Source organism: Candidatus Manganitrophus noduliformans (assembly GCF_012184425.1).
GTDB classification, from domain to species: domain Bacteria; phylum Nitrospirota; class Nitrospiria; order SBBL01; family Manganitrophaceae; genus Manganitrophus; species Manganitrophus noduliformans.
This window is the reverse complement of the sequence record NZ_VTOW01000001.1, coordinates 1,000,127-1,024,120: the sequence shown is the minus strand read 5'-3', so window position 1 is coordinate 1,024,120 and position 23,994 is coordinate 1,000,127. Positions and strand designations below refer to the sequence as shown.

24 protein-coding genes and 1 riboswitch are annotated in these 23,994 nt (G+C 58.2%); of the genes, 14 read left to right on the top strand and 10 right to left on the bottom strand.

The window, feature by feature from the left end; translation table 11 throughout:
• Positions 1-57 precede the first annotated feature (57 nt).
• Complete coding sequence (locus MNODULE_RS05045; protein WP_168058364.1) at positions 58-1,173, top strand: ligand-binding sensor domain-containing protein; 1,116 nt, start codon at positions 58-60, stop codon at positions 1,171-1,173.
• A complete protein-coding gene (locus MNODULE_RS05040; RefSeq protein WP_168058363.1) occupies positions 1,131-2,231 on the top strand; it encodes a WD40/YVTN/BNR-like repeat-containing protein in 1,101 nt (366 codons plus the stop codon). The genes MNODULE_RS05045 and MNODULE_RS05040 overlap by 43 nt, the downstream gene beginning before the upstream one ends.
• 15 nt (positions 2,232-2,246) lie before the next feature.
• On the opposite strand, the gene MNODULE_RS05035 is transcribed toward MNODULE_RS05040, so the two are convergent.
• Positions 2,247-2,765, bottom strand: a complete 519-nt coding sequence (locus MNODULE_RS05035) for a hypothetical protein (RefSeq protein WP_168058362.1) — start codon at positions 2,763-2,765, stop codon at positions 2,247-2,249.
• A gap of 178 nt (positions 2,766-2,943) precedes the next feature.
• On the opposite strand from MNODULE_RS05035, the gene MNODULE_RS05030 reads away from it, so the two are divergent.
• From MNODULE_RS05030 to MNODULE_RS05010, 5 genes are all read left to right on the top strand, one after another.
• A complete protein-coding gene (locus MNODULE_RS05030; RefSeq protein WP_168058361.1) occupies positions 2,944-3,609 on the top strand; it encodes a response regulator transcription factor in 666 nt (221 codons plus the stop codon).
• On the top strand, positions 3,593-5,032 hold the full coding sequence (locus tag MNODULE_RS05025; protein ID WP_168058360.1) for a sensor histidine kinase: 1,440 nt from the start codon (positions 3,593-3,595) through the stop codon (positions 5,030-5,032). The genes MNODULE_RS05030 and MNODULE_RS05025 overlap by 17 nt, the downstream gene beginning before the upstream one ends.
• Positions 5,033-5,138: 106 nt before the next feature.
• Entirely contained in the window at positions 5,139-6,611 is a 1,473-nt protein-coding gene (locus MNODULE_RS05020; RefSeq protein ID WP_168058359.1) for a DegQ family serine endoprotease, read from the top strand.
• Between the two features lie 186 nt (positions 6,612-6,797).
• Positions 6,798-7,043 (top strand): hypothetical protein, encoded by a 246-nt coding sequence (locus MNODULE_RS05015; protein ID WP_168058358.1) that lies wholly within the window; start codon positions 6,798-6,800, stop codon positions 7,041-7,043.
• A 57-nt stretch (positions 7,044-7,100) separates the two neighbouring features.
• Positions 7,101-7,508, top strand: coding sequence for a CBS domain-containing protein (locus tag MNODULE_RS05010; protein ID WP_168058357.1), 408 nt, complete (start codon positions 7,101-7,103; stop codon positions 7,506-7,508).
• Between the two features lie 111 nt (positions 7,509-7,619).
• Here the strand turns inward: MNODULE_RS05010 and MNODULE_RS05005 are convergent, their stop codons facing one another.
• From MNODULE_RS05005 to MNODULE_RS04980, 5 genes are all read right to left on the bottom strand, one after another.
• A complete protein-coding gene (locus MNODULE_RS05005) occupies positions 7,620-8,186 on the bottom strand; it encodes a ferritin-like domain-containing protein (protein WP_168058356.1) in 567 nt (188 codons plus the stop codon).
• A gap of 70 nt (positions 8,187-8,256) precedes the next feature.
• Entirely contained in the window at positions 8,257-8,721 is a 465-nt protein-coding gene (locus MNODULE_RS05000) for a DUF2892 domain-containing protein (protein WP_168058355.1), read from the bottom strand.
• A gap of 49 nt (positions 8,722-8,770) precedes the next feature.
• Complete coding sequence (locus MNODULE_RS24430; RefSeq protein WP_202882113.1) at positions 8,771-9,577, bottom strand: DUF302 domain-containing protein; 807 nt, start codon at positions 9,575-9,577, stop codon at positions 8,771-8,773.
• 559 nt (positions 9,578-10,136) lie between these two features.
• Positions 10,137-10,655 carry a protein-tyrosine phosphatase family protein gene (locus tag MNODULE_RS04985; protein ID WP_168058354.1) on the bottom strand — a complete coding sequence of 173 codons (519 nt, stop codon included), beginning with the start codon at positions 10,653-10,655 and terminating at the stop codon, positions 10,137-10,139.
• A 13-nt stretch (positions 10,656-10,668) separates the two neighbouring features.
• Positions 10,669-11,181 carry a TlpA disulfide reductase family protein gene (locus MNODULE_RS04980; protein ID WP_168058353.1) on the bottom strand — a complete coding sequence of 171 codons (513 nt, stop codon included), beginning with the start codon at positions 11,179-11,181 and terminating at the stop codon, positions 10,669-10,671.
• A 225-nt stretch (positions 11,182-11,406) separates the two neighbouring features.
• Between MNODULE_RS04980 and MNODULE_RS04975 the strand changes: the two genes are divergently transcribed.
• Positions 11,407-13,584, top strand: coding sequence for a trehalose-6-phosphate synthase (locus tag MNODULE_RS04975; RefSeq protein WP_168058352.1), 2,178 nt, complete (start codon positions 11,407-11,409; stop codon positions 13,582-13,584).
• Between the two features lie 49 nt (positions 13,585-13,633).
• Here the strand turns inward: MNODULE_RS04975 and MNODULE_RS04970 are convergent, their stop codons facing one another.
• From MNODULE_RS04970 to crcB, 4 genes are read right to left on the bottom strand one after another with little or no spacing between them, the layout of a single operon-like run.
• Positions 13,634-14,743 carry a hypothetical protein gene (locus MNODULE_RS04970; RefSeq protein WP_168058351.1) on the bottom strand — a complete coding sequence of 370 codons (1,110 nt, stop codon included), beginning with the start codon at positions 14,741-14,743 and terminating at the stop codon, positions 13,634-13,636.
• A gap of 11 nt (positions 14,744-14,754) precedes the next feature.
• The gene (locus MNODULE_RS04965) at positions 14,755-15,543 is read right to left on the bottom strand and encodes a hypothetical protein (protein ID WP_168058350.1); all 789 of its coding nucleotides are present in this window, start codon (positions 15,541-15,543) and stop codon (positions 14,755-14,757) included.
• A gap of 46 nt (positions 15,544-15,589) precedes the next feature.
• A complete protein-coding gene (locus MNODULE_RS04960; protein ID WP_168058349.1) occupies positions 15,590-15,973 on the bottom strand; it encodes a hypothetical protein in 384 nt (127 codons plus the stop codon).
• A 42-nt stretch (positions 15,974-16,015) separates the two neighbouring features.
• Positions 16,016-16,390: a fluoride efflux transporter CrcB gene (gene crcB, locus MNODULE_RS04955; RefSeq protein ID WP_168058348.1), complete on the bottom strand. Its 375-nt coding sequence runs from the start codon at positions 16,388-16,390 to the stop codon at positions 16,016-16,018.
• A 66-nt stretch (positions 16,391-16,456) separates the two neighbouring features.
• Positions 16,457-16,523, bottom strand: a riboswitch (Fluoride riboswitch).
• Between the two features lie 428 nt (positions 16,524-16,951).
• Between crcB and MNODULE_RS04950 the strand changes: the two genes are divergently transcribed.
• The 6 genes from MNODULE_RS04950 to MNODULE_RS04925 all read left to right on the top strand — a co-directional run bounded on the left by MNODULE_RS04950 (position 16,952) and on the right by MNODULE_RS04925 (position 23,992).
• Positions 16,952-17,425 carry a fibronectin type III domain-containing protein gene (locus MNODULE_RS04950; protein ID WP_168058347.1) on the top strand — a complete coding sequence of 158 codons (474 nt, stop codon included), beginning with the start codon at positions 16,952-16,954 and terminating at the stop codon, positions 17,423-17,425.
• A gap of 111 nt (positions 17,426-17,536) precedes the next feature.
• Complete coding sequence (locus MNODULE_RS04945) at positions 17,537-18,604, top strand: LuxE/PaaK family acyltransferase (protein ID WP_168058346.1); 1,068 nt, start codon at positions 17,537-17,539, stop codon at positions 18,602-18,604.
• Positions 18,601-19,959 carry an acyl-CoA reductase gene (locus MNODULE_RS04940; RefSeq protein ID WP_168058345.1) on the top strand — a complete coding sequence of 453 codons (1,359 nt, stop codon included), beginning with the start codon at positions 18,601-18,603 and terminating at the stop codon, positions 19,957-19,959. Before MNODULE_RS04945 ends, MNODULE_RS04940 begins: the two co-directional genes overlap by 4 nt.
• A complete protein-coding gene (locus tag MNODULE_RS04935; RefSeq protein WP_168058344.1) occupies positions 19,956-21,152 on the top strand; it encodes an aminotransferase class III-fold pyridoxal phosphate-dependent enzyme in 1,197 nt (398 codons plus the stop codon). Before MNODULE_RS04940 ends, MNODULE_RS04935 begins: the two co-directional genes overlap by 4 nt.
• Before the next feature lie 133 nt (positions 21,153-21,285).
• Positions 21,286-23,034: a cation:proton antiporter gene (locus MNODULE_RS04930; RefSeq protein ID WP_168058343.1), complete on the top strand. Its 1,749-nt coding sequence runs from the start codon at positions 21,286-21,288 to the stop codon at positions 23,032-23,034.
• 160 nt (positions 23,035-23,194) lie between these two features.
• Entirely contained in the window at positions 23,195-23,992 is a 798-nt protein-coding gene (locus MNODULE_RS04925; RefSeq protein WP_168058342.1) for a TIGR00266 family protein, read from the top strand.
• Positions 23,993-23,994 lie beyond the last annotated feature (2 nt).

The following is a 23,994-nucleotide window of genomic DNA, read 5'->3' as shown; positions in this document are numbered from 1 at the left end:
AGAATACTACCAACTTTTTTGTTTGTCAACAAAAACGGAGCCGATGACGCATTGAAAATGCGACTTTCTTTCATTTTCCTTACCCTTCTTCTCACGGCCTGTTCCCAGCCCGCCCCCGTTGCGCCCCCTGCTTCGACGGCTCCGCCGGCTCTCCCTCCCCGCTTCGTCAATTTTGAGACCGGCGCGAATGTGAAGAGCCTCGCATTCGAGGGGGATGATCTCTGGCTCGGTCTGGCGAGCGGTCTGATCCGATACGACACCCGCACCCCCGATCGCCACGAAATCTTCACTGTTCGATCGACGCAGGGCCTCCTCGCTAAAGGAATCTATAAGGTCGCGGTCGATCGGCAAGGAAGAAAATGGGTCGGCACTTACGGCGGCGGCCTTTCCCGATTCGACGGGAGGGAGTGGGTCACCTACACACCGTATGGCGGCGGTCGGATCACTTATGACGCCGCCTGGACGATTTATCCCGCCGGCAGCGGGTTGGGCGATCTCTGGGTGTATGATATCTATTTCGATCCGGACGGCACCGCCTGGATCGCCACCTGGGACGGGGTCAGCCGCTTCGACGGAAAAACCTTTAAAACGTATAACGAAGCGGACGGTCTCCTCGACAAGTGGGTCTATGCCATCGCGAAGGACCGCGACGGAAATTTCTGGTTCGGGACCGAAGGGGGAATCAACCGCTTCGACGGAAAGAACTGGACCGGTTTCACCCATCGCGACGGTCTGGGGGCGGAGATCGGTCCCCCCGCCATCGCACGACCGAAGGATGAATCGTACGAGGAGGGCCATCACGGCCGAGGAAGCAAAGAGAACCAAACCGCGAATCCCAATTTCGTCCTCGACATCGCCGTCGACCGGGAAAATCAAGTTTGGGTCGGCACGTGGGGGGCGGGGCTCTCCCGATTCGACGGGAAGCGCTGGACAACCTACACCGCCGGCAGCGGGACGATCGGCGGAAATTTCGTTCACGCGCTGGAGATCGACTCCAAAGGAATTCTCTGGGCCGGGACCGACCGCGGCGTCTCCCGATTCGACGGTCAGTCATGGCGGACCTACACCACCGCCGACGGCCTCCAAGACAACAATGTCTTCTCGATTGCCTTCGACGCGCAGGGGAACAAATGGTTCGGCACCTGGACCGGCCTCAGCAAAATGACAGAGTAGAGGCATTGCGGATTTCGGATTGGGGACTGCGGATTAAAAGAAAAAATCTTTTCGCTCTTCAATCCGCAATCCGAAATCCCCGATCGGCAATCGCCCTCTTACTCCTCTCTTTTTTCTTAATGGCCGGCTGCCAAAAGGGGGTCGGCACGATCTACTCGATTGCGATCCATCCGACCCGGCCCGAGGTCATTTACCTTTCCTCCGAAAAAGGGCTCTATAAAACAGTCGACGGCGGGACTCTCTGGAACCGGATCGAGGGGGGGCTTGGGACCTTTCCGGTCCTCTCCATCGCGATCAGCCCGGCCCTCCCCTCCATCCTCTACGTCGGCACCTTCTCGGACGGGGTTTATCGAAGCACCGATGCCGGAAGGAGCTGGCTCTTGATCAACGCCGGGATGCGGGATTATGTCTCGGTCGTCAACGCCGTCGTGATCGACCAGAAAAATCCACACATCTTATACGCCGGGACAACCATGGGAAGCTACAAGAGCGTCGATAACGGCGTGATGTGGGAGCGGATCAGCACCGGACTCAACAGCGTCTTCGTCGTCTGCATGGCGGTCGATCCCCAAAATCCCTCCCTCGTTTATGCCGGCACCAGCGGCGGGGTTTATAAAAGCAGCAACGGGGGACAACGCTGGACCCCCTCGAACAACGGGATCATCGAAAGGGAGCGCGAACATGCGATGGCGCTCGGCGTCAATGCCTTTGCTTTCGATCCCGCCACACCGGGCCGGCTCTTCACCGCAACGGCGCAGGGCCTTTATGAAAGTCGAGACGGCGGAGAGCGATGGATTGACCGGAAGATTCCAGATCCCTTTGTCCTCTCGGTCGCGGTCCGGCCCGGAACGCAGCCCTCCCTCTACGCCGGAACCAACCGCGGCCTTTATGCGAGTCGAGACGAGAAGGGGGGATGGGAGAAGCTTAGCGAACAGGAGGTCCGGGCGATCGCCCTCGATCCGAACCGACCCGAGGTGATCTACATCGGCACCGGGAGCGGGCTTTTTAAAACGGAAGACGGCGGCAAGGGATGGACACGGTTTGAATCGCTTCAGTAATCGATTTTTTCTCTATCAATTCCCAAGAAAAACAGAGAAGCCGGCGGTGATCAACGTTGCTTCTTGATCCTCTAATCCCGGCTCGCCTGAACGGGTGATCCGGCTTCCGGTAATCCGAAGCGCTGCAGAATCGCCGATGAAGATCTTAATCCCAGCCCCGACCGACACCTCATCATCGAATACATCGCCCAAATCCCCGCCCAAGAAAAGGAACGAACCGGTGATAAACGGCGTCGCCGAAAGATCCGGCAGAAAATTGATCTCCGCGCGAGGTCCGAAACCATAACCGTCGAAAAAGGACCCATCATCCCCTTCAATACGGGCGTATGAATAAACCGGCCCGATCTCGAAGTAACCGCCGGCCAAGATAAACAAAACCGATCCATTCACGGAGATGAACGTTCCGATATCCTCTTCATCCTGAAAGGTCAAATCGAGGGTCGCTTCGCCGCCGCGTTTTTCGAATCCCCCCGCAAAGGCGGGGGAGACCATCCCCATCCAGACGAACAAGAACAAGCTCAACAATCGACACACCGCTTCCTCCTTTCATCGCGCCCAGGCGATCGACTCCGACAAACGGCCTCAATATAATGAACTCTTCGGCGGAATACAACCCCAAAATCTTGCGCAGTCATCTTCCCGGAACCGGCCGACCGGGCGGCTCCTCGGCCCGCCGTTTCAACGCAAAATAAGATGTGTTATACTCACCCCTATGCGTTTTTTAGTCGTGGAGGATGAGGAGAAGGTCGCCCGATTCGTCCGACGGGCGCTTGAGGAGGAAAGTTATGCCGTCGATGTGGTCGGGGACGGGGAAGCGGCCATCGATCAGATCGAGGTGGTTCCATACGATATGATCTTTCTCGATCTGACCCTCCCGAAAAAAGGGGGGCTGGAGGTTCTGCAGTGGCTGCGGCAGAAGGGGCTCAAGGTTCCGGTCCTCATCCTCACCGCCCGGACGGCGGTCGGCGACCGGGTGAAAGGACTCGACCTCGGCGCCGATGATTATCTCGTCAAACCGTTTGCGATCGAGGAGTTTCTCGCCCGCGTCCGCGCGCTGCTGCGACGGGGAGGGGTGACGGCGCCGCTGCTCCAGGCCGACGACCTCACCCTTGACCCGGTGACGCACGAGGTCCGACGCGCGGGACAGAAGATCGAATTGACCACCAAGGAGTACGCCCTTCTCGAATACTTCCTGAGAAATCCGAACCGGGTCCTCACCCGATCGATGATCTCGGAGCATGTTTGGGACATCCACTTCGATACCTTCACCAATGTCATCGATGTCTACGTCAATTACCTTCGGAACAAGGTGGACCGCGGCTTCAAGCGCCCCTTGATCCAGACCGTCCGGGGGGTCGGCTATGTCCTCAAAGCCTGAACTCAATCGATGGGGCTGGCCCGCCTCGATCCGGGGACGGCTCGCCCTCTGGTACGGCACCACCCTGGGGGTGGTCTTCCTTTTCGTCGGACTGCTCCTCTTCGTTTATCTGTCGAGAAATCTTCATTCCGATTTCGACGTCTCGCTTCGCTCCACCGCGGAAGCCCTGGCGCGCGCCTCCCTCGACCGCAGCCCCCCCCTTCCGGAGCTCGACATCGAGGCCCTCCTGCAACAGCTCGACAACCCCGATCCCACCAGCAATTTCTTTCAGCTCTTCGATCCCCGCGGCCGCTTCGGCGCCCGGTCGCGCAACCTCTCCAAACGGACTTATCCCTTGACGGAAGTGGCCCTCAACAACGCCCTCCAGGGGAAATTTACTTATGAGACCTTCTTCGATCCCGATCGGGGGAAGATTCGATGGGTCACCTATCCGGTGATTCAAAACGGGCGGTTGGTCAACATTCTCCAGGTCGGCGGCTCGCTTCGAAACTTGGAAAAGGTGCTGAAGCGGCTTCGACTGATCCTCCTCTTTCTCTTCCCCGCCACGCTCCTCCTGGCGGTGGCCGGCGGATGGCTCCTCACCCTTCGGGCGCTCCAGCCGGTCGATGCGATGGCGCAGGTGGCGCGTCGGATCACGGCGGGCGACCTCTCCCGCCGGATCCCGGTCCATGCGGGCCAGGACGAGCTCTCCCGGCTGGCCGAGACGTTCAACGCCATGATCGCGCAACTGGAAGAGTCGATTCAGCGCCTCCGCCAGTTCTCCGCCGATGCCTCCCATGAGCTTCGAACCCCCTTGACGATCCTCAAGGGGGAGACCGAGCTGGCGCTCCGCCAGGCCCGGTCGATGGAAGAATATCAGGAGACCCTCGCCAGCTCGCTGGAAGAGATCGACCGGATCTCGCGAATCGTCGAGGAGCTCTTCCTCCTCTCGAAGGCCGATCTCGGCGAAGCCCGGCTGGAGAGGAAACCGGTGGCGCTCGCCCCGCTCTTTAAGGAAACCCTCGCGCAGATGGAGCTTCTCGCCAAGGAGAAAGCGCTTTCGCTCCGCTTCGACTGCCGGGAAGAGGCGACGATCACAGGCGATCCCGACCGGCTGCGGGAGCTTCTCCTCAACCTCGTCGAAAACGCCATTCGTTATACCCCGCCGGAAGGGAGAATCGTCGTCACCCTCTCCCGGGAGGGAGGCCACGCGCGGGTCACCGTCTCCGACACCGGGATCGGCATTCCGAAAGAAGACCTCTCCAAGATCTTCGACCGCTTCTATCGCTCCGATTCCGCCCGCGAGATCCATCCGAAAGGGAGCGGGCTCGGGCTCTCGATCTGCCGGTGGATCGTTCACGCACACAGCGGAACGATCCAAGTCGACAGCACCCCCGGTCTGGGGACCCTTTTTACCCTCCGCTTTCCGCTCCGCAACGATTAGAGTTTTTTAATCTTCAATTAATCCTCTCTTAACCTGAATGATTTAAAGTCATCGTTACGATAGTGACGTTTCGATCATTCATTTTTATCGGGAGGTTTCTTTTATTATGAAAGGCAGGAAATTTTTCGTTTCAACTTCGCTCCTTCTCTTCGGTTTGATCCTCGGGAGTCTTCTCACCTCTCATCTCGGTCTCTTCTCCCTCGGCCAAGCGGTCGAGGTCCATCGGGAGGGTGCGCCGCTGCAGGTCGCCGTTCCGCCCGACGATCTCTTCATCGACATTGCAAAGCGGGTCACGCCGGCGGTGGTCAATATTTCCACGACGCGGGTCGTCAAAGGCCGGGAAGATGACGACCCCTTCAACGATCCCTTTTTCAGACGATTCTTCGGAGACCGGCCGTTTGAGCGGCAAGGCCCTCCGCGACAGCGGCGATCGCAGGGGCTCGGCTCCGGCGTGATCGTCGATCCAAGCGGCATCATCATCACCAATAACCATGTGGTCGCGAATGCCGACGAGGTGGAGGTTCTCCTGGGCGATAAGCGGGAATTCAAAGGGAAGGTGATCGGCAGCGATCCGAAGAGCGATCTGGCCATTGTGAAGATCGACGCCGAGAATCTACCGACCGTCCCGTGGGGCGACTCCGATCAGCTCCAGGTGGGAGAGTACGTTTTGGCGATCGGCAACCCGTTCGGTCTAAACCAGACGGTCACCATGGGAATCGTCTCGGCGGTCGGCCGCGCCAATGTCGGCATCGCCGATTATGAAGACTTCATCCAAACCGACGCCGCCATCAACCCCGGCAACTCCGGCGGAGCCCTCGTCAACCGGCGGGGCGAACTGGTCGGAATCAACACCGCGATCTTCAGCCGCACCGGCGGCTACATGGGGATCGGCTTTGCGGTGCCGAGCGAAATGGCGAAATCGATCAAAGAGAGTCTGGTTCGAACCGGCAAGGTGACCCGCGGCTGGCTGGGGGTCTCGATTCAGGAGGTCACCCCGCAGTTGGCCAAAGAGTTCGGCCTCAAAGAATCCAAGGGGGCCCTCGTCAGCGACGTCCTCCCCGACAGCCCCGCCGAAGCGGCCGGGATCGAGCGGGGCGACATCGTTCTCGGAATCGACGGAAAAGAGGTTGAGAACACCGCCCAGCTTCGAAAGTGGGTCGCCGGCGCGCCGGTCGGGGAAAAAATCCGGCTGACCCTCTTCAGAGATAAAAAAGAGAAGGAGATCGAGCTCTCCCTCGGCGAGCAGCCGCAAGAGGTCGCCCAGGCCGGAGGAGGAGAGGAGGCGGAAACAAGCGCTCTGAAAGGAGCGCAGGTCCGGAATCTCACCCCGGAGGCCGCGAGGGAGATGAATCTTCCCAAGGGGCTCCAGGGGGTTGTTATCAGCCGGGTCGAGGCCGGAAGTCTCGCGGAAGAGGCCGGACTCAGAGCGGGCGACGTGATCCTGGAGGTCAATCGAACCGCGGTCCGGAATACCCGTGAGTATGAGAAGGCCCTCTCCGGGCTGAAAAAAGAGCAAAGCGCGCTTCTCCTCGTCCACCGCGGGGGAAACACCCTCTTCGTGACGCTGGACGCCGCTTAACAAGATCGGTTCCCGCCGACCGGCGAGGCGGCATGCGACGCACCCCCGTCGCTTTTCCTCCCCGTCCGCCTCGCCGGTCACCTCTCTTCCTCCGCTTCAGACCGGACGGAGGGAGGGAACGGAACGCCCCTTCCGGTCTTGCCGGGAGAAAATCGTTTCGGGAAGGAATAGATGAAAGGAGGAGAAATGAAAGAGCCGATATGGATCCGCGAGAGAAGGCCCCCCGAACCGCCCCCCCTCTCTCTTCACCCGGTCCTCACGATTCGGAAGAGAGGGATAAGACAGATCAGGGAGGTTCGCACGCTCATCGGTCGGCTGCCCCATCTTCTGGCGCATGTCGGGGGGGAACGCGATTCCGCGTCGATCGAAATCATCTTGATGCGTTATCGCCTATTGATCCTGCTCTTTTCCGTCTCGATCCTCAAACCTTGAGCGCTTCGAGCAGAGAAAGAGCGTCATCAAACGAAAAAAATAAAAGGAGGGAGAATCATGAAGGTGAAATCCCAAGAGGTCGGCCAGATTCGTCTTGCGAAACCGCGCTTCGTCAAAGAGTACGAATCGGCCTTTGATATCGCCGCCGAGCTCCTCGACAGCGGTCACGCCGCGATCCCGGTCGTCACCCGGGAGGGGCGCGTCATCGGAATGGTCAACGACCGGGACCTGCTCCGGGTGCTTCCCGGTCCGCGCCGGTTGGAGGAGATTAAAGCAAAAGAGATCATGAGCCGGGTTCCGGTCATGATTGATGAGGAAACCTCCCTTGCCGAAGCGAGCAAAATCATGGAGGACCTCCAACTCCAGCGGTTGCCGGTCGTCCGGGAAGGGATCTTGATCGGAACGATTACCCGACATGATCTCCTTCGCGCCCGGCTCGATTGGGGAATGGGGGTGTGGGAGTAGCTTTTCGGCACTTTATCGTGACGGAGAGGGCGGCCGGTCACCGCGACCGCCCTCCCTCCGGCCTGTTTCCAACGTCTTTTTTTCCCGAGCACGATCCCGGACCCTTCCCCATCAGGCCGCTTTCTCCTTGAAGAGTCCCTGATCGAGCGTCTCCAAAAGGGTGACCAGATCTTGCGCGTGCTCCTCTTCTTTCGCCAGGACCTCCTCCATGACCCGCCGGCTGGTCGGATCTTTCTCACCGAAGTAGCGGACCATCTCGGTGTAACTTTCAATGGCGATCCGCTCGGCGACCAGGTCTTCTTTAATCATGTCGATCAAGGAATCGGCCTCGATATATTCCGAGTGGCTCTTGGTTGCAAGCCCTTGAGGAGAAAAGTCGGGCTTGCCGTTTAATTGCGTGATCCGCTCCGCGATCTGATCGGCATGCATCTGCTCTTCATTGGCATGTTCCAGGAACTCCTGGGCCACCGATTGAGCATGGATGCCGCTCGCCATGTAGTAATGATTTTTATACCGGAGCGTGCAGACGATCTCCGTCGCCAACGCCTCATTTAAAATACGGACGGCCGTCTGCACGTCCCCTTGGTAGACCGGCGTGATCGCCCCGTTCTCAATGTGCTGTCGGGCGCGCTCACGGAGGGTCTTGATGTCGGTCAGAAATGGCTTGTCCATGAACATCCTCCTCTTCATCTGTTTTATCGAATCGCTCATTCATCGTGGACATATCCAAAAAGCAATGGTTGTTCCCTCACCGTCGAACGGTCTGGAGAAGCGCTCCGATCTGGGCAAACAACTTTTCATCGGTGATGGCCGGCACATTTTTGAAATCGCCGCGAAGCGCCTTCAGCGCATACCGCTCCTGGTCAATCTCGGTCCGGGTCCGAAATCCGAGCCGCCGAAAGAGCGGGACCGGCGGACACCATCCCTGAACCGCATGCTGGAAGAGAAAACCGGCGACCACCGTCGGAAGAAGGAACCATTTTCGATCGACCGTCCTTCCCAACCCCAATCCCAAGAGAGAGAAGAAACCGGCGTTCGCTTCAAGCGTTCGCTCGATATCCCACTCCCGCTCCAGCTCCGCCAGACGCCGATCGAGCGCCGCCGGACCGGCCAGGGCGGCGGATGCGATTTTTTTTATTGTCGTCTGTTCAATCTTCCGGTTGACCTCCTTATCGGTATGGGCCGGAACACGCAACGTCGATGGCCAAATCATTCTATCTGCTCCTTCACATAAAAACCGGGAAAGTCGAGACCTCACCCCTTCAGCTCAGCGATTGAATCACCCGGGCCAGCCGCTCCCGCGCCTCCTTCGCAACCGGCGCCACGGCCGGATTTCCCACGACGGAGAGGGCCGCCTCCGGATCTTGGGCCGAGACGACCGTCTTCCCCTCCCTCTCATAAACGATCACGTTGCAGGGGAGGAGCAGACCGATCTCCGTTTCGTTGGTCAGCGCCTGGTAAGCGAGCTGCGGATTGCAGGCGCCGAGAATGATGTACTTCGGAAACTCCTTGTCGAGCTTTTTTTTGATCGTCTCCTTGACGTTAATCTCGGTGAGAACACCGAACCCCTCTTTCTTCAGCGCCTCGGTCACGCGGGGGATCGCCTCTTCATAGGGAACATTCAACGTGGTCCGGATGCCGTATTCTTGCCGCTTCATCAAGCTCCTCCTTCGCGTATGTTTGGATGACGACTCGGTCGGAAGGCCGGCCCTCTTCCAGGCCCCCATCCCGCCGAGAACGTTGAAGATCTCTTCTCGGCCCGCTCGTTTCAAAAGGCTCGACACCACCGAGGAGCGATAACCGCTGCCGCAGATGACCGCCACGGGCCGATCACGGGGCACCTCGCCGATCCGGTCGGGCAATTCCCCTCCGGAAATGTGAACGGCCCCCCTGATCCGCGCGCAGATCTCCCAGAGATCCGCCGGGCCTTCCAGGACGAGCAAGACCTTCGCCCCCTCCGGCAGAACCGTCCCGGCCCAGGTCGGAAAGGCGCTTCCGATGCCGACGTTGAGCGCGCCGGGAATGTGCCCTCCGCCGAACGCCTCGGGCGCACGGCAGTCGAGGATCACCCCTCCCTCCTGCGCGTTGCAGAAGGGGGAGAATTTTTGTCTGAAGTGTATGACAGAGGCTGCACGCCGCCTCCCGCGTCGCCTCCGCCCCCCCGAGGAGATCGGGACGGGCGACATCGCCGACTAAGAGCGATCCGCCGGAGAGGAGGAGCACCGGCTCTTCCCCCAGCGACCGATCGCGGACCAGAAGGCTGATATGCTCCGGCGTATGGCCCGGGGTCTGGAGAACCTCCAAAAAAATCTCGCCGATCTCCAGCCGCTCCCCCTCTTTGAGCGGACGGGCGGGATAACCGATCTGCGCCGAGGCGCTCGCCAAAATCTCCACCCCGCCCCGGTGGGACAGCTCGCGGGCCCCGCTCAGATAGTCGTTGTGCTGGTGCGTATCGACGGCGAAAGCGATTAGAACCCCTTCCTGCCGGGCGTTTGGAAAGTAGACATCGACATCCCGCCGGGGATCAAGAACGAGCGCTTCTCCGGTCTCCTCGGAGCCGATCAGATACGACGCATGGCCGAGACTTTCCAGATAAAATTGTTTGAACATCATGGCCGATGCTCCTTATTACACTCCGGGAGGCCGATGAAAATCACCCGGGAGAACCTCATCGTCTTCGGGAAAAGGAAGCGCCTCGGGGAAGGGCGCTTTGGGCTGGATTTCATAGGCCGGGCTGTTCTTCCGAAGATATTCCTTGGCGGTCTCCGGAAGACTCAAGCCGAATTGGCCGGCGGTCGCTTCGGTTTCCTCCACCGTGCGGGCGCGCTGAATCGCATCCCAGACCAACGCCAAGACCCCCGCCCGTCTTCCCCGGGGAGAGCAGATCAACGCCGGTCGCGATTTTTGAGGGAAGAGAAGCTGCTCCAGCAGCAAAAAACTTGCTTCCGACCAGGCGTGAGGATTCACCGGAATCTCGACGTAACGGAGTCCCGCCTGCTTCGCCTTATGCCGCTCCCCCTCCTGGATTTCTTCCGGCAAAGCGGCTTCGGTCAACATCCGATATCCTTGCCGCGGCAGGGCGCTTAATTCTTCCGCGGTCAGCCGGCCGCTAAAAGCCACCTCTTCATTTATTTTCCTGATTTCCATTTCAATTTCCTTACTACGCCGCGGGACGATCTCCGGCCGGTTTATGTTCGGCTTCGTTGAGAAGCCGCTCGACCATCCGTTCGACCGGCTTCTCCGCCTGATAACCGGTGTGGCGATACCGGAGGAGCCGATCGCGGTCGTAAATGAAATAGGTCGGAACCGCATCGACCTGGTAGGCCGATGCGACCTCCCCCTCTTGATCGAGCGCGATCGGATGTTGAAGCGCAAGGGCTCGAACCATCCGTTCGACCATCACGTCATCCTGATCGTCCCTTGTCAAGGGGGTATGAACGCCGATGACCCTAAGTCCCCTCGGCCCGAATTGCTCGATCCACCGCCGGACGGTCGGCATCTGCTCTTTGCAGAGCGGACAGCTCAGCCCCCAAAAATGAATCAAGGTTGCCGGCGCCTCGGAATCGGTCCTATCCACCGGCCCTCCCCCTGAGGCCGTGACATCGGCCGCTTCATTGATCCAGCCGCGGACCGGCGCGATCGGCCGGATCGGCGTGCGCAGTCTTAATCCCATGGTCCCGCTCTCCAATGTATCTAGTCTAACGATTTTGGACGGATCGAGGCAAGGGGAAGACCGTGCACCCTGGGGTGAGCCGAACAAAAATGAGACGCCCCATCACGGCGCTGTAAAGAGCCTCCATTGTCCTCCTTCGCGCCGAATCCTTTCTTGCTTTTTGAGGTTGAGACCATTAATATGGATGGAAGGCGCCGCTCTGTATGAGCCGCCGGGAGGATCGCAATGACTAAACTACTGGAAGCGTTTCCCTGGGAGTTGGCCTTTCTTTTCGGTTTGGCCGGCGTGGTCATGGCTTCGGCACATTTTCTCCGAAAGTTTCTACTGCGGCAACTCACCGCTTCGGAAGATCTGGGGGATCTGGCCCGCCGGATGGGGCGGCTCTCCTATTACTGGCCCTCGGTTCTCGGCGTTTATGTCTTGCTGACCCACCTCCCAGATCAGCCTCGGGCATTGAAACATGCCGACAAACTTCTGGACCTCTACCTCTTTGCAACCGGCACCCTCATGGCGATCGAGTTCTCGATTTGGGTGATCCGGCGCTTCTTAAGGGAAAAGGGGATCGCCGCGCCGATCAGCAAATCGGTCTTCAACGGGGTCTATGCTCTCTTCGTTCTCCTCGGCGTGTTGCTTCTTTTTCTGAAAATCGATTTCCCCATTTCTCCCATTCTCACTGTAATCGGCATCGGCGGCCTCGCCACCGTTCTCGCATTCCAAGACACCCTCTCCGACACGGCCGCCGGATACCACCTTCTTGCGGAAAGACGTCTTCGGGTCGGGGATCGGATCCGACTCCACTCGGGGGAGGAAGGAACCGTCCTGGAGGTTTCCTGGCGGACGACGCGGATTCAATCCCCCTCCGGACAGACCTATCTCATCCCCAACCGCCGGATCGCGCATGGCGTGATCACCACCTCCTCCCGCGATGAAATCTGGGACAGCGCCAAGGTGCGGCAGGGGATCGAGGCGAACTTCTCCCATCGAATGCTGGTCTTGGTTTCAAACCGCGAGCCGTATGTCCATCGTTGGATGGACGAAGAGATCCGCTGCGACCGTCCCGCCGGCGGTTTGACGTCGGCCCTCGATCCGGTGATGCAGGCGGCGCGCGGCCTCTGGGTCGCCTGGGGAAGCGGCGACGCCGATCGCGATGCGGCCGATGCGGAAGGAAAGGTCGTCGTCCCCCCCCACCAGCCCGCCTACACGCTGAAGCGGATTTGGCTGACCGAGGAAGAGATCGACCACTACTATCACGGCTTCTCAAACCGCTTCTTCTGGCCCCTCTTCCACAAGGCGATGGATAAGGTTCAATTTATGGAGGAGGACTGGCGATATTATAAAGAGGTCAACCGGCGTTTCGCGGAAGCGGTCCTCGCCGAAACCAAAGGGCGCGACCCGATCGTCTGGATTCAAGACTATCATCTGGCGCACGCTCCGATGATTTTGAGAGAGCAGCGGCCGAACGCGACCCTCTCCCTTTTCTGGCACATCCCCTGGCCTTCGTACGACGTTTATCGAGTCGCCCCCTGCCGGAAGGAGCTGCTCGAATCGCTCCTCTGCTGCGACCTGCTCGGCTTTCAAACCACGTTCTACCGAGACCAATTCCTTGAATGCGTCCGTCAAATCCTCAACCTTCCGGTCGACTCCGGACGGGGGTCGATCTCCTATCGCGGACGGACCGTCTGGGTAAAGGCCTTCCCGATCAGCATCGATGCGGAGGGATGGATCCGTCTCGCCACCATCCCGCAAGCCGAAGAGGAGATGAAAGCGCTCCGGAAACGGCTCGCCCTGGGGGCGGAGGGATCGATCGGAATCGGCGTCGATCGGCTTGAATATACCAAGGCCCTCGTCGAGCGCTTTAACGCGATCGACCTCTTCTTTACCCGCTATCCGCAATTCAAGAAAAAATTCACCTTCATCCAGATCGCGTCGCCCAGCCGGACGGAGATGACCGATTACCGGACGTATGGGGAGACCCTTCTGAAAACCTCCCAGGAAATCAACGAGCGCCACGGGGTCGACGGATGGAAACCGCTTGATTACCGGCCGATCTACATTCCCCCTGAAACCTTGGCGATCTACTATCGCGCCGCCGATCTGGCGATCATCAGTTCTTTCGCGGACGGAATGAACCTGGTGGCAAAGGAATTCATCGCCTCCCAAACCGACGAGCGGGGGGTGCTTCTCGTCAGCGAATTGGCCGGCGTTTCCGATGAGATGAAAGGGGCCTTCTTGATCAATCCATACGACGTGGAAGGTCTCGCGGAAGCGATCAAGACCTCGCTCGGGATGCCCCCCTCCATCAAGAAGGTCCTGATGGAGGAGATGCGGGAGCAGATCCGGGTCAACAACGTCTATCGATGGATGGGAAATATCTTTGAAGAAATCCGCCGGATCTCCGGATAAAGGACACGGCGGGCTCTTCTTAATCTTATCTCTGATAAACGCTTCTTCCTCAACTCCCCGAATGCCCGGAATGGTCGGCCTCTTTTTTGAGTTGGTCGACCTTCTCTTTCCGTTTTTCCGGCGACATCTCCAGGAAATCCAGTTGTTCCTCGGTCGTCATCATCATCATCGCCATCGCCTCCTCCGGATCCATCTGAAGCAACGTCTGTTGCTGCTCGATCGGGATCGGCGGCAGGGGGTGAAGCGGCATCGTCTCCAGATCTTTCCTCGGCGCCTGCATCAGATCAAGCTGCCGATAGACGGCGTCCCGTTTGTTTCGGACAGCCGGATTCGTCAAAATGTCCATGTAGATGTCGTGGAAGCTGTGAAGATTGTCAAAGGTGGCGGCGATCTCCGGGAAGCGCTTTGCGAAGGTGGGCGAGATCTCGTGCGCCATCGGCATATGCTTCGGAAGGCGCGAGGGATCTGCGAACATTTTTTTGAATTCACCGACGGCGGTGTCGATTTTTCGCCGGCGGGCCTCCGGGTCGGGCTCCAGCAACGCTTCGTTCGCGGCGAGCTGCAGCCAGTGATAGGCCCAGATCGCCCCGTTGAACCGGGGATATCTCTCCTTCCAGTAGCCGGAGAATGACTGTCCCTCCATCAACTGCATCGATTTGATCTTGAGCGGAAAGGTCCGCTCCAGCTCGGTGAGATAGTAGCCGAGCGCCTCGCGGATCGATTGATCCTTATCCGCTACCCGATCGTCGGAAAGAATATCATACACCTGACGATGAAGGTAATGGGTCCAATCGAACGCCTTGTTCACCCGCCAGGCGAGCTTCACCCCCTCCGGCGCCACGGTCTCTTCCGAGGGCGAAAACCGGGGACGGGGTTCTTTTCCGAGAAACATCCGGGTAACCCGATTGAAGAGATCTTTTTCGATCAACTCGATCGCCCTGGCTTCGTCTTTCGTGGTGATTAAGACCTCTGCAAGCGCGCCATGGCCGATGTCGATGACATTGAGCATGGCATTCAATTCAGGATAGACCCGCTGCGTGGCAAAATTGTAGCGTCCCGGCAGATAAAAGATCGCCTCCCTTTTTTCAATCCGCGCCTCGACTGGAAGAACCGCACAAAATATAAGTAAAGCGACGGTGAAGACCTTGAACATTTTCATCCTACCTCCCATCAGAGTCCTTTCGGGAAAATCGACCGCGGAGAAAAAACATACGAAAGACCGGCGGTCACGCCGAAATCGAGATCTTCCGACCGGATTGCATGAAAGAAGCCGGCATCAAAGACCCAGGTCGGTGTCATCTGGATGCGGGTCCCGAGGTCATAGATGATCTCCCGCCGACCCCCATCGATCGGAGCCGCCGCGTAGAGATCGAACAGCAGCACGAAGAATTCGATGGGAGCGGTCCGCTCATAGGCGATGCCATACAAATACCGGTTGACGAGATCCCCCCCCCTCCCCGAGATCTCCGTGGGGCCGATCGTATAGGAACCGTTGAGGTGAACCCGGTTGAATCCGAACGTTTTGCTGACGATCACTTTGAAGGCGCCGTGCGGATGGTCGGCTCCCAAATCGCCGGCGCCGAAGGTCAACTCCGGGCGAAATGCGATCGCGGGAAGATCAAAATCCTCCTGATTGAGATTATAGAGAAAGTGAAACTCGGTCCCGGCTAACACGTCGGTTCGTTGCCCGTCGTCCAGAACCGCGCGCTCTCCGCTCACCCCGACCTGCCAGTTTTTTGCGAATCCCCACTTTAGCTCCGGCTCAAAGGAAAGTTCATACCCCTCCTGATGCCGGCCATAACGGGAACCGAATGAAAATTCAAATGCCCGGAACTCGATCGGCTGGGCGTCTTCAATCGTGATCGGCCGCCCCGGATCGAGATTACGATAGTCGGCTTGTCCGAAAGCCGGCGCGGATAGGCTCGCCAGAAAAATGAAAATTGATAAGAAATAGAACATACGATCCCCCCTCCATAAGGATTGAACCTCTTCGGTCGGAGGAAAATCAAATCCGATAGACGGAATAGAGTTGATAGTAATCGGTGAATAATCGGGGCAGGAAGGACAATTCAAAAAAATAAGAGGGATCATTCAATCGGACGGGACAATCAGGAACCACAACCGTTATTCCGATCGGTTCCGTTTGGCTCAAATAACGCTCCGAACCAAGATCGCTCTTGCTGTACGAAATGGAGCCGGAGCAGGAATGTTCGGTTCCTTTGGAGGCGTGGTGAGTGTCGGTCGCCTCCGAATGGCCATGCGCGCCGGGGTTCCCCGCCTGAGCGGCGGAAAGGGTGTTGTCCCAGGGACAGATTCCCCAGATGAAAAACCAGATGACGAGAAAGAGTGGGTTGAGATAGATGAATGCGGCTTTTTGTGTTCTCATCATTGTTTCCCTTTTCTCAACTCTAGCCGAGGGGCAAAGCGATTGTCAACCCATTCTCCCCAAAAGGATGCCGAAGCGAACTGCAATCAAACCGATCGCCACGCTGAGCAAGACGTTGAGCAGCGCCAGCCCGAAACTCCCCTCTTCCATCAACTGATGGGTTTCATACCCGAATGTTGAAAAAGTCGTATAGGCCCCCACAAAGCCGACGCCGATCAACAGGCGCCAGTGGGGGTGGACAACCCACCGCTCGGTTATCGTGGCGGCAAAAAGGCCGAGGATAAAACTGCCGCTCACATTAATCGCCAAGGTCCCATAAGGAAAGAGCCCCCCCATCCTCCCGCCGATCCAACGATCGACCAGATAACGCGCAATCGCCCCGAAGAATCCTCCTATCCCGACCATTAAATAGGGAATCAATGCGTCTCCTTATTTATCACGAAGCAATCCTCATCGGATATAAAAAAACTCCTACCCAAGTTGCACACTCAAGTAGGAGTCATCAGCCCGTTCGGTCAGGGCGGTTCCGGCGAACTCCATCGCCGCTTTTTGAAATGATCCAGATTATATTCCGACCGCCTGGTCCTGTCAACCGCCCAAGAGGGCCACAGGAGCCCCCCTTTTTGCTTAGATCGTTCTTTCCTCGCATCAATAAGCCGGTCCTTCCGACGGAATAAGGCCTTCCTTAAATGATTTTTCCGGCACATAGACAAATTTGTAACCCTTCTCGGAATGTTTCTACATAGTGTTCGATTATTTGTCCTTCATTTTTAGAGACCATTTTCACTACACCATTGAAATAGCGGCATAAAATATTTGATCCCACATTGGCATTTGAATTGCTTCATGTAAGGACCTGTCGTAGACAGTCATAGGGCGCGTCCAAAAGAAGGTCAATTCAAAATGGAATTCGTCCCCTTTTTCTTTAAAAAAAACAAACCGAATTTCTGGAATAAAGATCGCCGATTATTTAAAACTAAGATGATGAAATTTTTAGTCGTGCTCATCATCTTGGTCGGCCCGGCTCCGCTCCTCTTTGCGGAGGAGGCCCTCCTTACATGGGACCCGAGCCCGGATGCCAATGTTGTCGGCTACAAGCTCTATTATGGAACGGGCTCCGGTCAATACGCCGACTCAATCGACGTCGGGAACGCGACCAGCTATACCCTCTCGGTGACCACACCGGGCACCCACTACTTCGCCGTCACCGCCTACAAACTCGGCCCTCATGAAAGCGGTTTCTCCAACGAGGTCTCCAAAGAAATGAGCGGCGCCGCATCCGCCTCACCCAGTGGAGAGGGTGGCGGCGGCGGAGGATGCGCCCTTCGCCTTCCATTGCACGGGGAAAGAAGTCCCCTGGATGCCGCCGAGATGCTGGCACTGATCGCGGCGGTCCTTTTCCGGACGGTAAAGAGGATCTTCCGTCCTATCCCTCCCTCTCGGATTCAGCCATAGAAAAAAAGCGCTCTTCTCTCGCGCCCACCGGAAAGAGCCCTTCCCTTCGATCGGACTCATTTCTTCTTCGACCTTGACAGTCGCTCAACCCATGGTGTATCTCTCAATACTATGAGAGATAAAATCGTAGCGCTGATTCGCGCGAGAAAAGAGGCGGTGCCGGAGAAGGACTTTAATGAGATCGCGTTGCTTCTCTTCCGTTATCAATTCGACCGCAATCCCCGTTACCGTCAGTTCTGCCTTTCCATGGATAAAGACCCCGCCGCTGTCCAATTTTGGGAAGAGATCCCCCCCCTCCCGGTCATGGCCTTTAAGCTTACGGAAATCTCGTGCCGCCCCATGGAAAAAGCGGCCCGGGTGTTTCGATCGAGCGGAACGACCGGAAGGGAAAAAAGCCGGCATGCTCTTTTCGACCTCGACCTCGCCAGGGAAGCGATCCTCGCCCACTTCGGACCGCACCTGGTCCCGGAGGGGAAGCGGATTCGGATGGCGATCCTGACCCCTTCTCCCGAAGAGGCCCCCGACGCTTCTTTTTCCCACATGATGGGAGTCGTTCGCGACGCCTTCGGAGCCGACGAAAGCCGCTACTATATTGAAAAAAGCCGGCTCGATACGGAGCGGCTGGCGGCCGATCTCTCCAACCTGCGGGAACCGGTCGCCCTCTTGGGGACCTCGTTTTCATTCGTTCATTTTCTCGATTTCCTGCAGGCGCGAGCCGCGCCGCTCTCCCTTCCGGAGGGAAGCCGGTTGATGGACACCGGCGGGTTTAAGGGAAAATCGAGAGAGATCCCACGCGAGGAGCTCTATCGGCTTTATGAAAAGTATCTCGGTCTTCCTCCGGAGAATTGCGTCAACGAATACGGCATGGCCGAGCTGACCTCGCAGTTCTATGACGCCGTCGCCGGCCGGAAAAACCCGCGCGTCTATCTCGCTCCGCCACAGGTCCGCAGCCGGCTTCTTGATCCGGAGACGCTGCAGCCGGTTCGAAAAGGAGGGGCGGGGCTGCTCGCCCATTATGATCTGGCGAACATCGATTCGGTGATGGCGATTCTCACCGAAGATCTCGGGCGAGAGGCGGAGGGGGGATTTGTCCTCCTCGGCCGGGTCTCCGGTGCAGCGCCCAAAGGATGTTCGATCACCCTCGATGAGCTGCTTCAAGTGGAGGCAAGGAAGAAATGAAAGGATATTATCTTCCCGAACGCTCCGTCGCCGAGGAACAGAACGAAGCGCACGGCATCCCGCTGGCGATGCCGCTCGTTTCGGAATCGGACTTAGTCGAGATCTCAGACTTCCTGATCGATTCCCAAAAAAAACTGGCGGCGGAATCGATCTTCAAGATCGTCGACTGGATCGATGCCGCCGCCCGTTGCTGGGCCGATCCGGCCGATTCGATCCGACAGGAAGCCGAATCGATTCTTCCGATCCTCACCGGCGATTCGCGCGAAATGGTTCGATTCACCCTCGACGATCTCTTCAAACACCTGACCCGCCCGGTCCTCCTCCAACTGTTGGAGGCGGAGGTCGGCGACCCGACCCTGCTCGATCAGTTTCGTCCGAAACCGAAGGGGGTCGGATTTACCCGGGCATTCGGCCCGCGCCTCACCGCTCATATCCTTCCGGGGAATCTGGCCGGCACCGCGGTCTACAGCTTGGTTTGCGGTCTGCTGGCAAAATCGGCCAATTTGGCGAAGGTGAGCCGGGAGGAATTTCTCTTGCCGGTCCTCTTCGCCCGGTCGTTGAGAAAAATCCGTCCCGATCTGGCGCAGAGTCTGGCGGTGCTGACCTGGGAGAACAGCGCGATCGATCTGACCCGGGCGGTCTTTCAAAAGGCCGAACTGGCGATTATCTACGGCGGCGACGAAACGATCGAAACCCTCCGGAAGGAAATCCCCCCGTCGACGCGGACAATTTTCCACGGCCATCGGTTGAGTCTGGGGGTGATCGCGCGGGAGTCGATCGACAAAGATCGCGCAGAGCAGGCGGCGACCGATATTGCCCTCTTCGATCAACGCGGCTGCCTCTCGCCGCATCTCTATTATGTGGAAGAGGGGGGCGCCGTCTCGCCGGTCGAATTCGCCCAATGGCTCGCCCAATCACTCTATGTCGCCTCTTATCAGCTTCCGAAAGGAGTCACCTCATCCGCGGAAGCCGCGCAAATCCAGCAACTCCGGGGGGCGATTCCGCTCAAGGGGGGGAAAGTTTTTCCGAGCCCCTCCGGCGTAGATTGGACCGTGCTCTACGATCCCGATCCCCACTTTTCCGTCTCACCCCTGGCGCGGACCATTTGGATTAAGCCGGTAAGAGATCTCTCGGAAATCGCAGGCCATCTCGAATCGATCCGGCCCTATCTTCAGGGGGTCGGCCTTGCCATCCCGCAGGAGCGTCAGACGGAGGTGGTCCTCTCTCTGGCGAGAATGGGGGTCAATCGCATCTGCGCGATCGGAAAAATGCAGAAGCCGCCGCTTACCTGGCACCACGACGGCCGCTTCCGGCTGCTCGATCTCCTCCGTTTCGTCGACTGGGAGAATACGTGACCTCCCTCCGCCGCCGCTTTCGACGATACGTCTGTCAAACCTCCCCCCACCCGATCGGACTGGAAATCGACCGCGCCTCCGGCTCTTATCTTTATACGACCGACGGCAAGGCCTATCTCGACTTCATCTCCGGGATCGGCGTCGCCAACATCGGCCACACCAACCGGGCGGTGGTCAAAGCAGTTAAAACACAGGCCGAAAGATACCTCCACGTCATGGTCTACGGGGAATACATCCAATCGCCGCAGGTGGAGCTGGCGACCCGATTGGCGCAATGTCTGCCGAAAAACCTCTCCCAAGTCTACTTCACCAACAGCGGGACCGAAGCAAACGAAGGGGCGTTGAAGCTTGCGAAAAAATGGACCGGCCGAAAGCGGCTGATCAGCTTTGAGGGAAGTTTCCACGGCGACACGCACGGCGCCTGCTCCGTCACCGGCCGGGAGATTTACCGAAAACCGTTCGAGCCGCTCCTGCCCGGCGTCGCCTTCCTCCCCTTTAATGATCTCGACGCGCTCAAACAGATCGACGATTCGGTCGCCGCCGTGATCACCGAGCCGATTCAAGGAGAAGGGGGGATGCGGATTCCCGACGATCGCTTCCTCCCCGCGCTCCGGGCCCGCTGCACCGAGGCCGGCGCGCTGCTGATCTTCGATGAGGTCCAGACCGGCTTCGGCCGGACCGGGAAACTCTTTGCGATGGAACACTCGGAAACGGTTCCCGATATTCTCACCGTCGCGAAATCGATGGGGGGGGGCATGCCGCTCGGCGCTTTTATCTCCAGCCCCGCGATCATGAAGAGCCTCTCGGTCGACCCGCCCCTCTCGCATGTGACTACCTTCGGCGGCCACCCGGTCTGTTGCGCCGCGGGGCTGGCGAGCTTGAACTTCATCGTTGAAAACGATCTTCCCGGACGAGCGAAAATGATGGGGGAGAAACTCCAGGCCGCCCTTCGGAAACTCGGCCGGGAATGCGATGCCATCCGGGCCGTCCGCGGCAAGGGCCTGATGATCGGCCTGGAGCTCGCCAGCCCGGAGCAAACGGCCCGGTTCGTCCAACGCTGCCTCAAGGCCGGATTGATCCTCGGCTGGACCCTCCACACGAATACCGTCGTCCGAATCGCCCCTCCGCTGACCCTCTCGGAGAAAGACCTGCGGGAAGGGCTTCGGATCATCGAAAAGGCCCTCAAAAAATAATCGGGGCTACAAACCAGGGGTTTGCGCCCGGCTTCACTCCATTCCGAAATCCGGAAACCGAATTCCTCATTCAAAACCCTCTATTTCATAAAAGTCTGTTACAATAATAAAATCCCAATAGGAGATATACCGGATGCAATTAGACCTCCAGATGAATCTCCTGACCAGCATCGCCGTCAGCATCATTTTTGCCACGCTCGCGGCCTTGGTCGCGCGGGAATTTCGGCAGCCGTTGATCCTCGGCTATATCTTCGGCGGAATCCTCCTCGGCCGGGAAATGGGGTTCGGGATCATCTCCGACGAGGCGAGCATCGATCTTATTTCCGAGATCGGCCTGATCCTTCTTCTCTTCATGATCGGTCTGGAGATCAATCTTTCCAAACTGCTCGACGCGGGGAGGCGGGTCGCCCTGACCGGCACGGCCCAATTCTTCGGAGCGGTCTTTCTCGGTTTCCTCTTTCTTTGGCTTTTTCCGCTCGTCTCCAATGAAAACCCGTTCAATCCGTTTTACCTGGCCCTCGGCCTCGCGTCGAGTTCGACGATGATCGTCGTGAAGCTCCTCCACGACAAATACGAGCTCGACAGCTTCGCCGGCCGGATCACGCTCGCCATCCTCATCGTGCAAGACATCTGGTCGATCGTCTTTCTGGCGATCCAGCCGAATCTGCTCCAACCGAGCTTCATTCCGGTCCTCTCCTCGTTCCTGACGGGAGCGGGACTCCTCTCGCTGGCTTTCCTCATCAGCAAATTTCTCCTACCCCGGCTTTTTCACTCGGTCGCCAAAGCGCCCGAGTTGATGCTGATTACCTCCATCTCGTGGTGTTTTCTGGTATCCGGCACGGCCAATGCGATCGGGCTTTCAAAGGAGATGGGGGCGCTGGTCGCGGGTCTCTCGATTGCGGCCTTCCCCTATAGTCTGGATGTGGTCGCCAAAATCACCGGCATCCGGGATTTCTTCATCACCCTCTTTTTCGTCTCGCTCGGCCTGAAGGCGCCGGCCGTGACCCTTCCGCTGCTGGGTATCGTCTTGGCGGCCACCAGCTTCGTGGTGATCAGCCGGTTCATCACGGTCCTTCCCCTTTTCCATTCCAATGTCGGTCTGCGAGCCAGTTTGATCACGGCGCTCAATCTCTCCCAGGTCAGCGAATTTTCACTCGTGATCGTCTCGCTCGGCTTGGCGTACGGCCATATCGGGCAAGAGGTCGTCTCCATCGTCACCCTCTCCCTGATCGTCGGATCGATCCTTTCCACTTATCTTATCCTCTACAGCGAGCAAATCGTCTCGTCGATCATCCGATGGACCAGAGGGCGGGAGACGCGAACGGAGGCGCCGGCCGACGCAACACCGCCGGGCATCCAGAAGGAAATCGTTCTCCTCGGTTTTTTCAAGGAGGCAAGTTCGTTTCTTTTTAAGATCAATCATGAGATGCCCTCCTTGAAAGAGCGGATCTTCGTGATTGACTTTAATCCACAGACGTTGGAGATCCTAAAAAAAAACGGGGTCGCCTGCGTCTATGGAGACATCGCACATCCGGAGACCCTGCGGCATGCCGGGATCGGCGGGGCAAAGGTGGTCCTCTCGACCATCCCCGACACCTTCTTGAAAGGAACCACCAATTCCCGTTTGTTGAAGCAGATCCGGACACTCTCCCCGCAAAGTGCCGTGATCGTCACTTCCGAGACCCTTCGCGAGGCAAGGCGCTTTTATGAGGAAGGAGCCGATTATGTCTTCCTTCCTCGGCTCCTCTACGCCAGACATCTTTTCGAAATTGTTCAAACACAGCTACTCGAGGGCCTCGACACCCTCCGTGATCGGCAGATCGCCGATATTTCAGATCGGCCGGCCGACGCCTTTACCAAGAACCAGCCTCAAGATCTTTGATCCTCCCCTTTTTATAGCCCCCCAAAAACGGCTCCAGTCCTTCCAGATCGATAAGTCGGATCGGACTTGAGATCGATGCCAATGATGGATATAATGCTGCCTACGCGTCCTTTCCCGGTTCCCGGGAAGGTAAACTCAAAAACGTAAATAAGGAGTCACAATGGCACGGATGGATGTAGTCGATTACCAGATTTTCGGCGCCGAGATGCAATATGTCGAAATCGAGCTCGATCCCGACGAGGCGGCGGTGGCCGAGGCGGGCGGGATGATGTTCATGGAAAACGGCATCGAGATGGAGACGGTCTTCGGGGACGGCTCCCAGCAGCAAAAGTCCGGGTTCATGGGCGCCCTCCTCGGCGCGGGAAAGCGCCTCCTGACCGGCGAGTCGCTTTTCATGACGATCTTTATCAATCGGGGAAGCGGAAAGAAAAAGGTCGCCTTCGCCTCTCCTTATCCGGGAAAGATCATTGCCATGGATCTCAGAGAATTGGGAGGCCAGATCGTCTGCCAGAAAGACTCTTTCCTCTGCGCCGCGAAGGGGGTCTCCGTCGGGATCGCCTTTCAGAGGAAGCTCGGGGTCGGTCTCTTCGGCGGGGAAGGCTTCATCATGCAGAAACTCGAAGGGGACGGTCTGGCGTTCGTGCACGCGGGGGGAACGTTGAGCGAGCGGAACCTTGCTCCCGGCGAGATGCTTCGGGTCGACACCGGCTGCATCGTCGCCATGCAGCCTTCGGTCACGTATGACATCGAATATGTCGGCAAGATCAAATCGGCCCTCTTCTCAGGGGAGGGATTTTTCTACGCCACCCTTCAGGGACCGGGGAAGATCTGGCTGCAATCGCTTCCGCTCAGCCGACTGGCCAGCCGGCTCTATTCGGCGATGCCGGGGGCCGGCCGCGGGCGCGAGGAGGGCTCGCTGCTCGGAGGATTGGGCGGTCTGCTCGATGGGAACAACTGACC

What these genes read in the sequence shown, in the direction of transcription:
- MNODULE_RS05045 (WP_168058364.1), top strand. Translation starts at nt 58, where the DNA reads ATGCGACTTTCTTTCATTTTCCTTACCCTTCTTCTCACGGCCTGTTCC.
- MNODULE_RS05040 (WP_168058363.1), top strand. Translation starts at nt 1,131, where the DNA reads ATGGTTCGGCACCTGGACCGGCCTCAGCAAAATGACAGAGTAGAGGCA.
- MNODULE_RS05030 (WP_168058361.1), top strand. Translation starts at nt 2,944, where the DNA reads ATGCGTTTTTTAGTCGTGGAGGATGAGGAGAAGGTCGCCCGATTCGTC.
- MNODULE_RS05025 (WP_168058360.1), top strand. Translation starts at nt 3,593, where the DNA reads ATGTCCTCAAAGCCTGAACTCAATCGATGGGGCTGGCCCGCCTCGATC.
- MNODULE_RS05020 (WP_168058359.1), top strand. Translation starts at nt 5,139, where the DNA reads ATGAAAGGCAGGAAATTTTTCGTTTCAACTTCGCTCCTTCTCTTCGGT.
- MNODULE_RS05015 (WP_168058358.1), top strand. Translation starts at nt 6,798, where the DNA reads ATGAAAGAGCCGATATGGATCCGCGAGAGAAGGCCCCCCGAACCGCCC.
- MNODULE_RS05010 (WP_168058357.1), top strand. Translation starts at nt 7,101, where the DNA reads ATGAAGGTGAAATCCCAAGAGGTCGGCCAGATTCGTCTTGCGAAACCG.
- MNODULE_RS05005 (WP_168058356.1), bottom strand. Translation starts at nt 8,186, where the DNA reads ATGTTCATGGACAAGCCATTTCTGACCGACATCAAGACCCTCCGTGAG.
- MNODULE_RS05000 (WP_168058355.1), bottom strand. Translation starts at nt 8,721, where the DNA reads ATGATTTGGCCATCGACGTTGCGTGTTCCGGCCCATACCGATAAGGAG.
- MNODULE_RS04985 (WP_168058354.1), bottom strand. Translation starts at nt 10,655, where the DNA reads ATGGAAATCAGGAAAATAAATGAAGAGGTGGCTTTTAGCGGCCGGCTG.
- MNODULE_RS04980 (WP_168058353.1), bottom strand. Translation starts at nt 11,181, where the DNA reads ATGGGATTAAGACTGCGCACGCCGATCCGGCCGATCGCGCCGGTCCGC.
- MNODULE_RS04975 (WP_168058352.1), top strand. Translation starts at nt 11,407, where the DNA reads ATGACTAAACTACTGGAAGCGTTTCCCTGGGAGTTGGCCTTTCTTTTC.
- MNODULE_RS04970 (WP_168058351.1), bottom strand. Translation starts at nt 14,743, where the DNA reads ATGAAAATGTTCAAGGTCTTCACCGTCGCTTTACTTATATTTTGTGCG.
- MNODULE_RS04965 (WP_168058350.1), bottom strand. Translation starts at nt 15,543, where the DNA reads ATGTTCTATTTCTTATCAATTTTCATTTTTCTGGCGAGCCTATCCGCG.
- MNODULE_RS04960 (WP_168058349.1), bottom strand. Translation starts at nt 15,973, where the DNA reads ATGATGAGAACACAAAAAGCCGCATTCATCTATCTCAACCCACTCTTT.
- MNODULE_RS04950 (WP_168058347.1), top strand. Translation starts at nt 16,952, where the DNA reads ATGATGAAATTTTTAGTCGTGCTCATCATCTTGGTCGGCCCGGCTCCG.
- MNODULE_RS04945 (WP_168058346.1), top strand. Translation starts at nt 17,537, where the DNA reads ATGAGAGATAAAATCGTAGCGCTGATTCGCGCGAGAAAAGAGGCGGTG.
- MNODULE_RS04940 (WP_168058345.1), top strand. Translation starts at nt 18,601, where the DNA reads ATGAAAGGATATTATCTTCCCGAACGCTCCGTCGCCGAGGAACAGAAC.
- MNODULE_RS04930 (WP_168058343.1), top strand. Translation starts at nt 21,286, where the DNA reads ATGCAATTAGACCTCCAGATGAATCTCCTGACCAGCATCGCCGTCAGC.
- MNODULE_RS04925 (WP_168058342.1), top strand. Translation starts at nt 23,195, where the DNA reads ATGGCACGGATGGATGTAGTCGATTACCAGATTTTCGGCGCCGAGATG.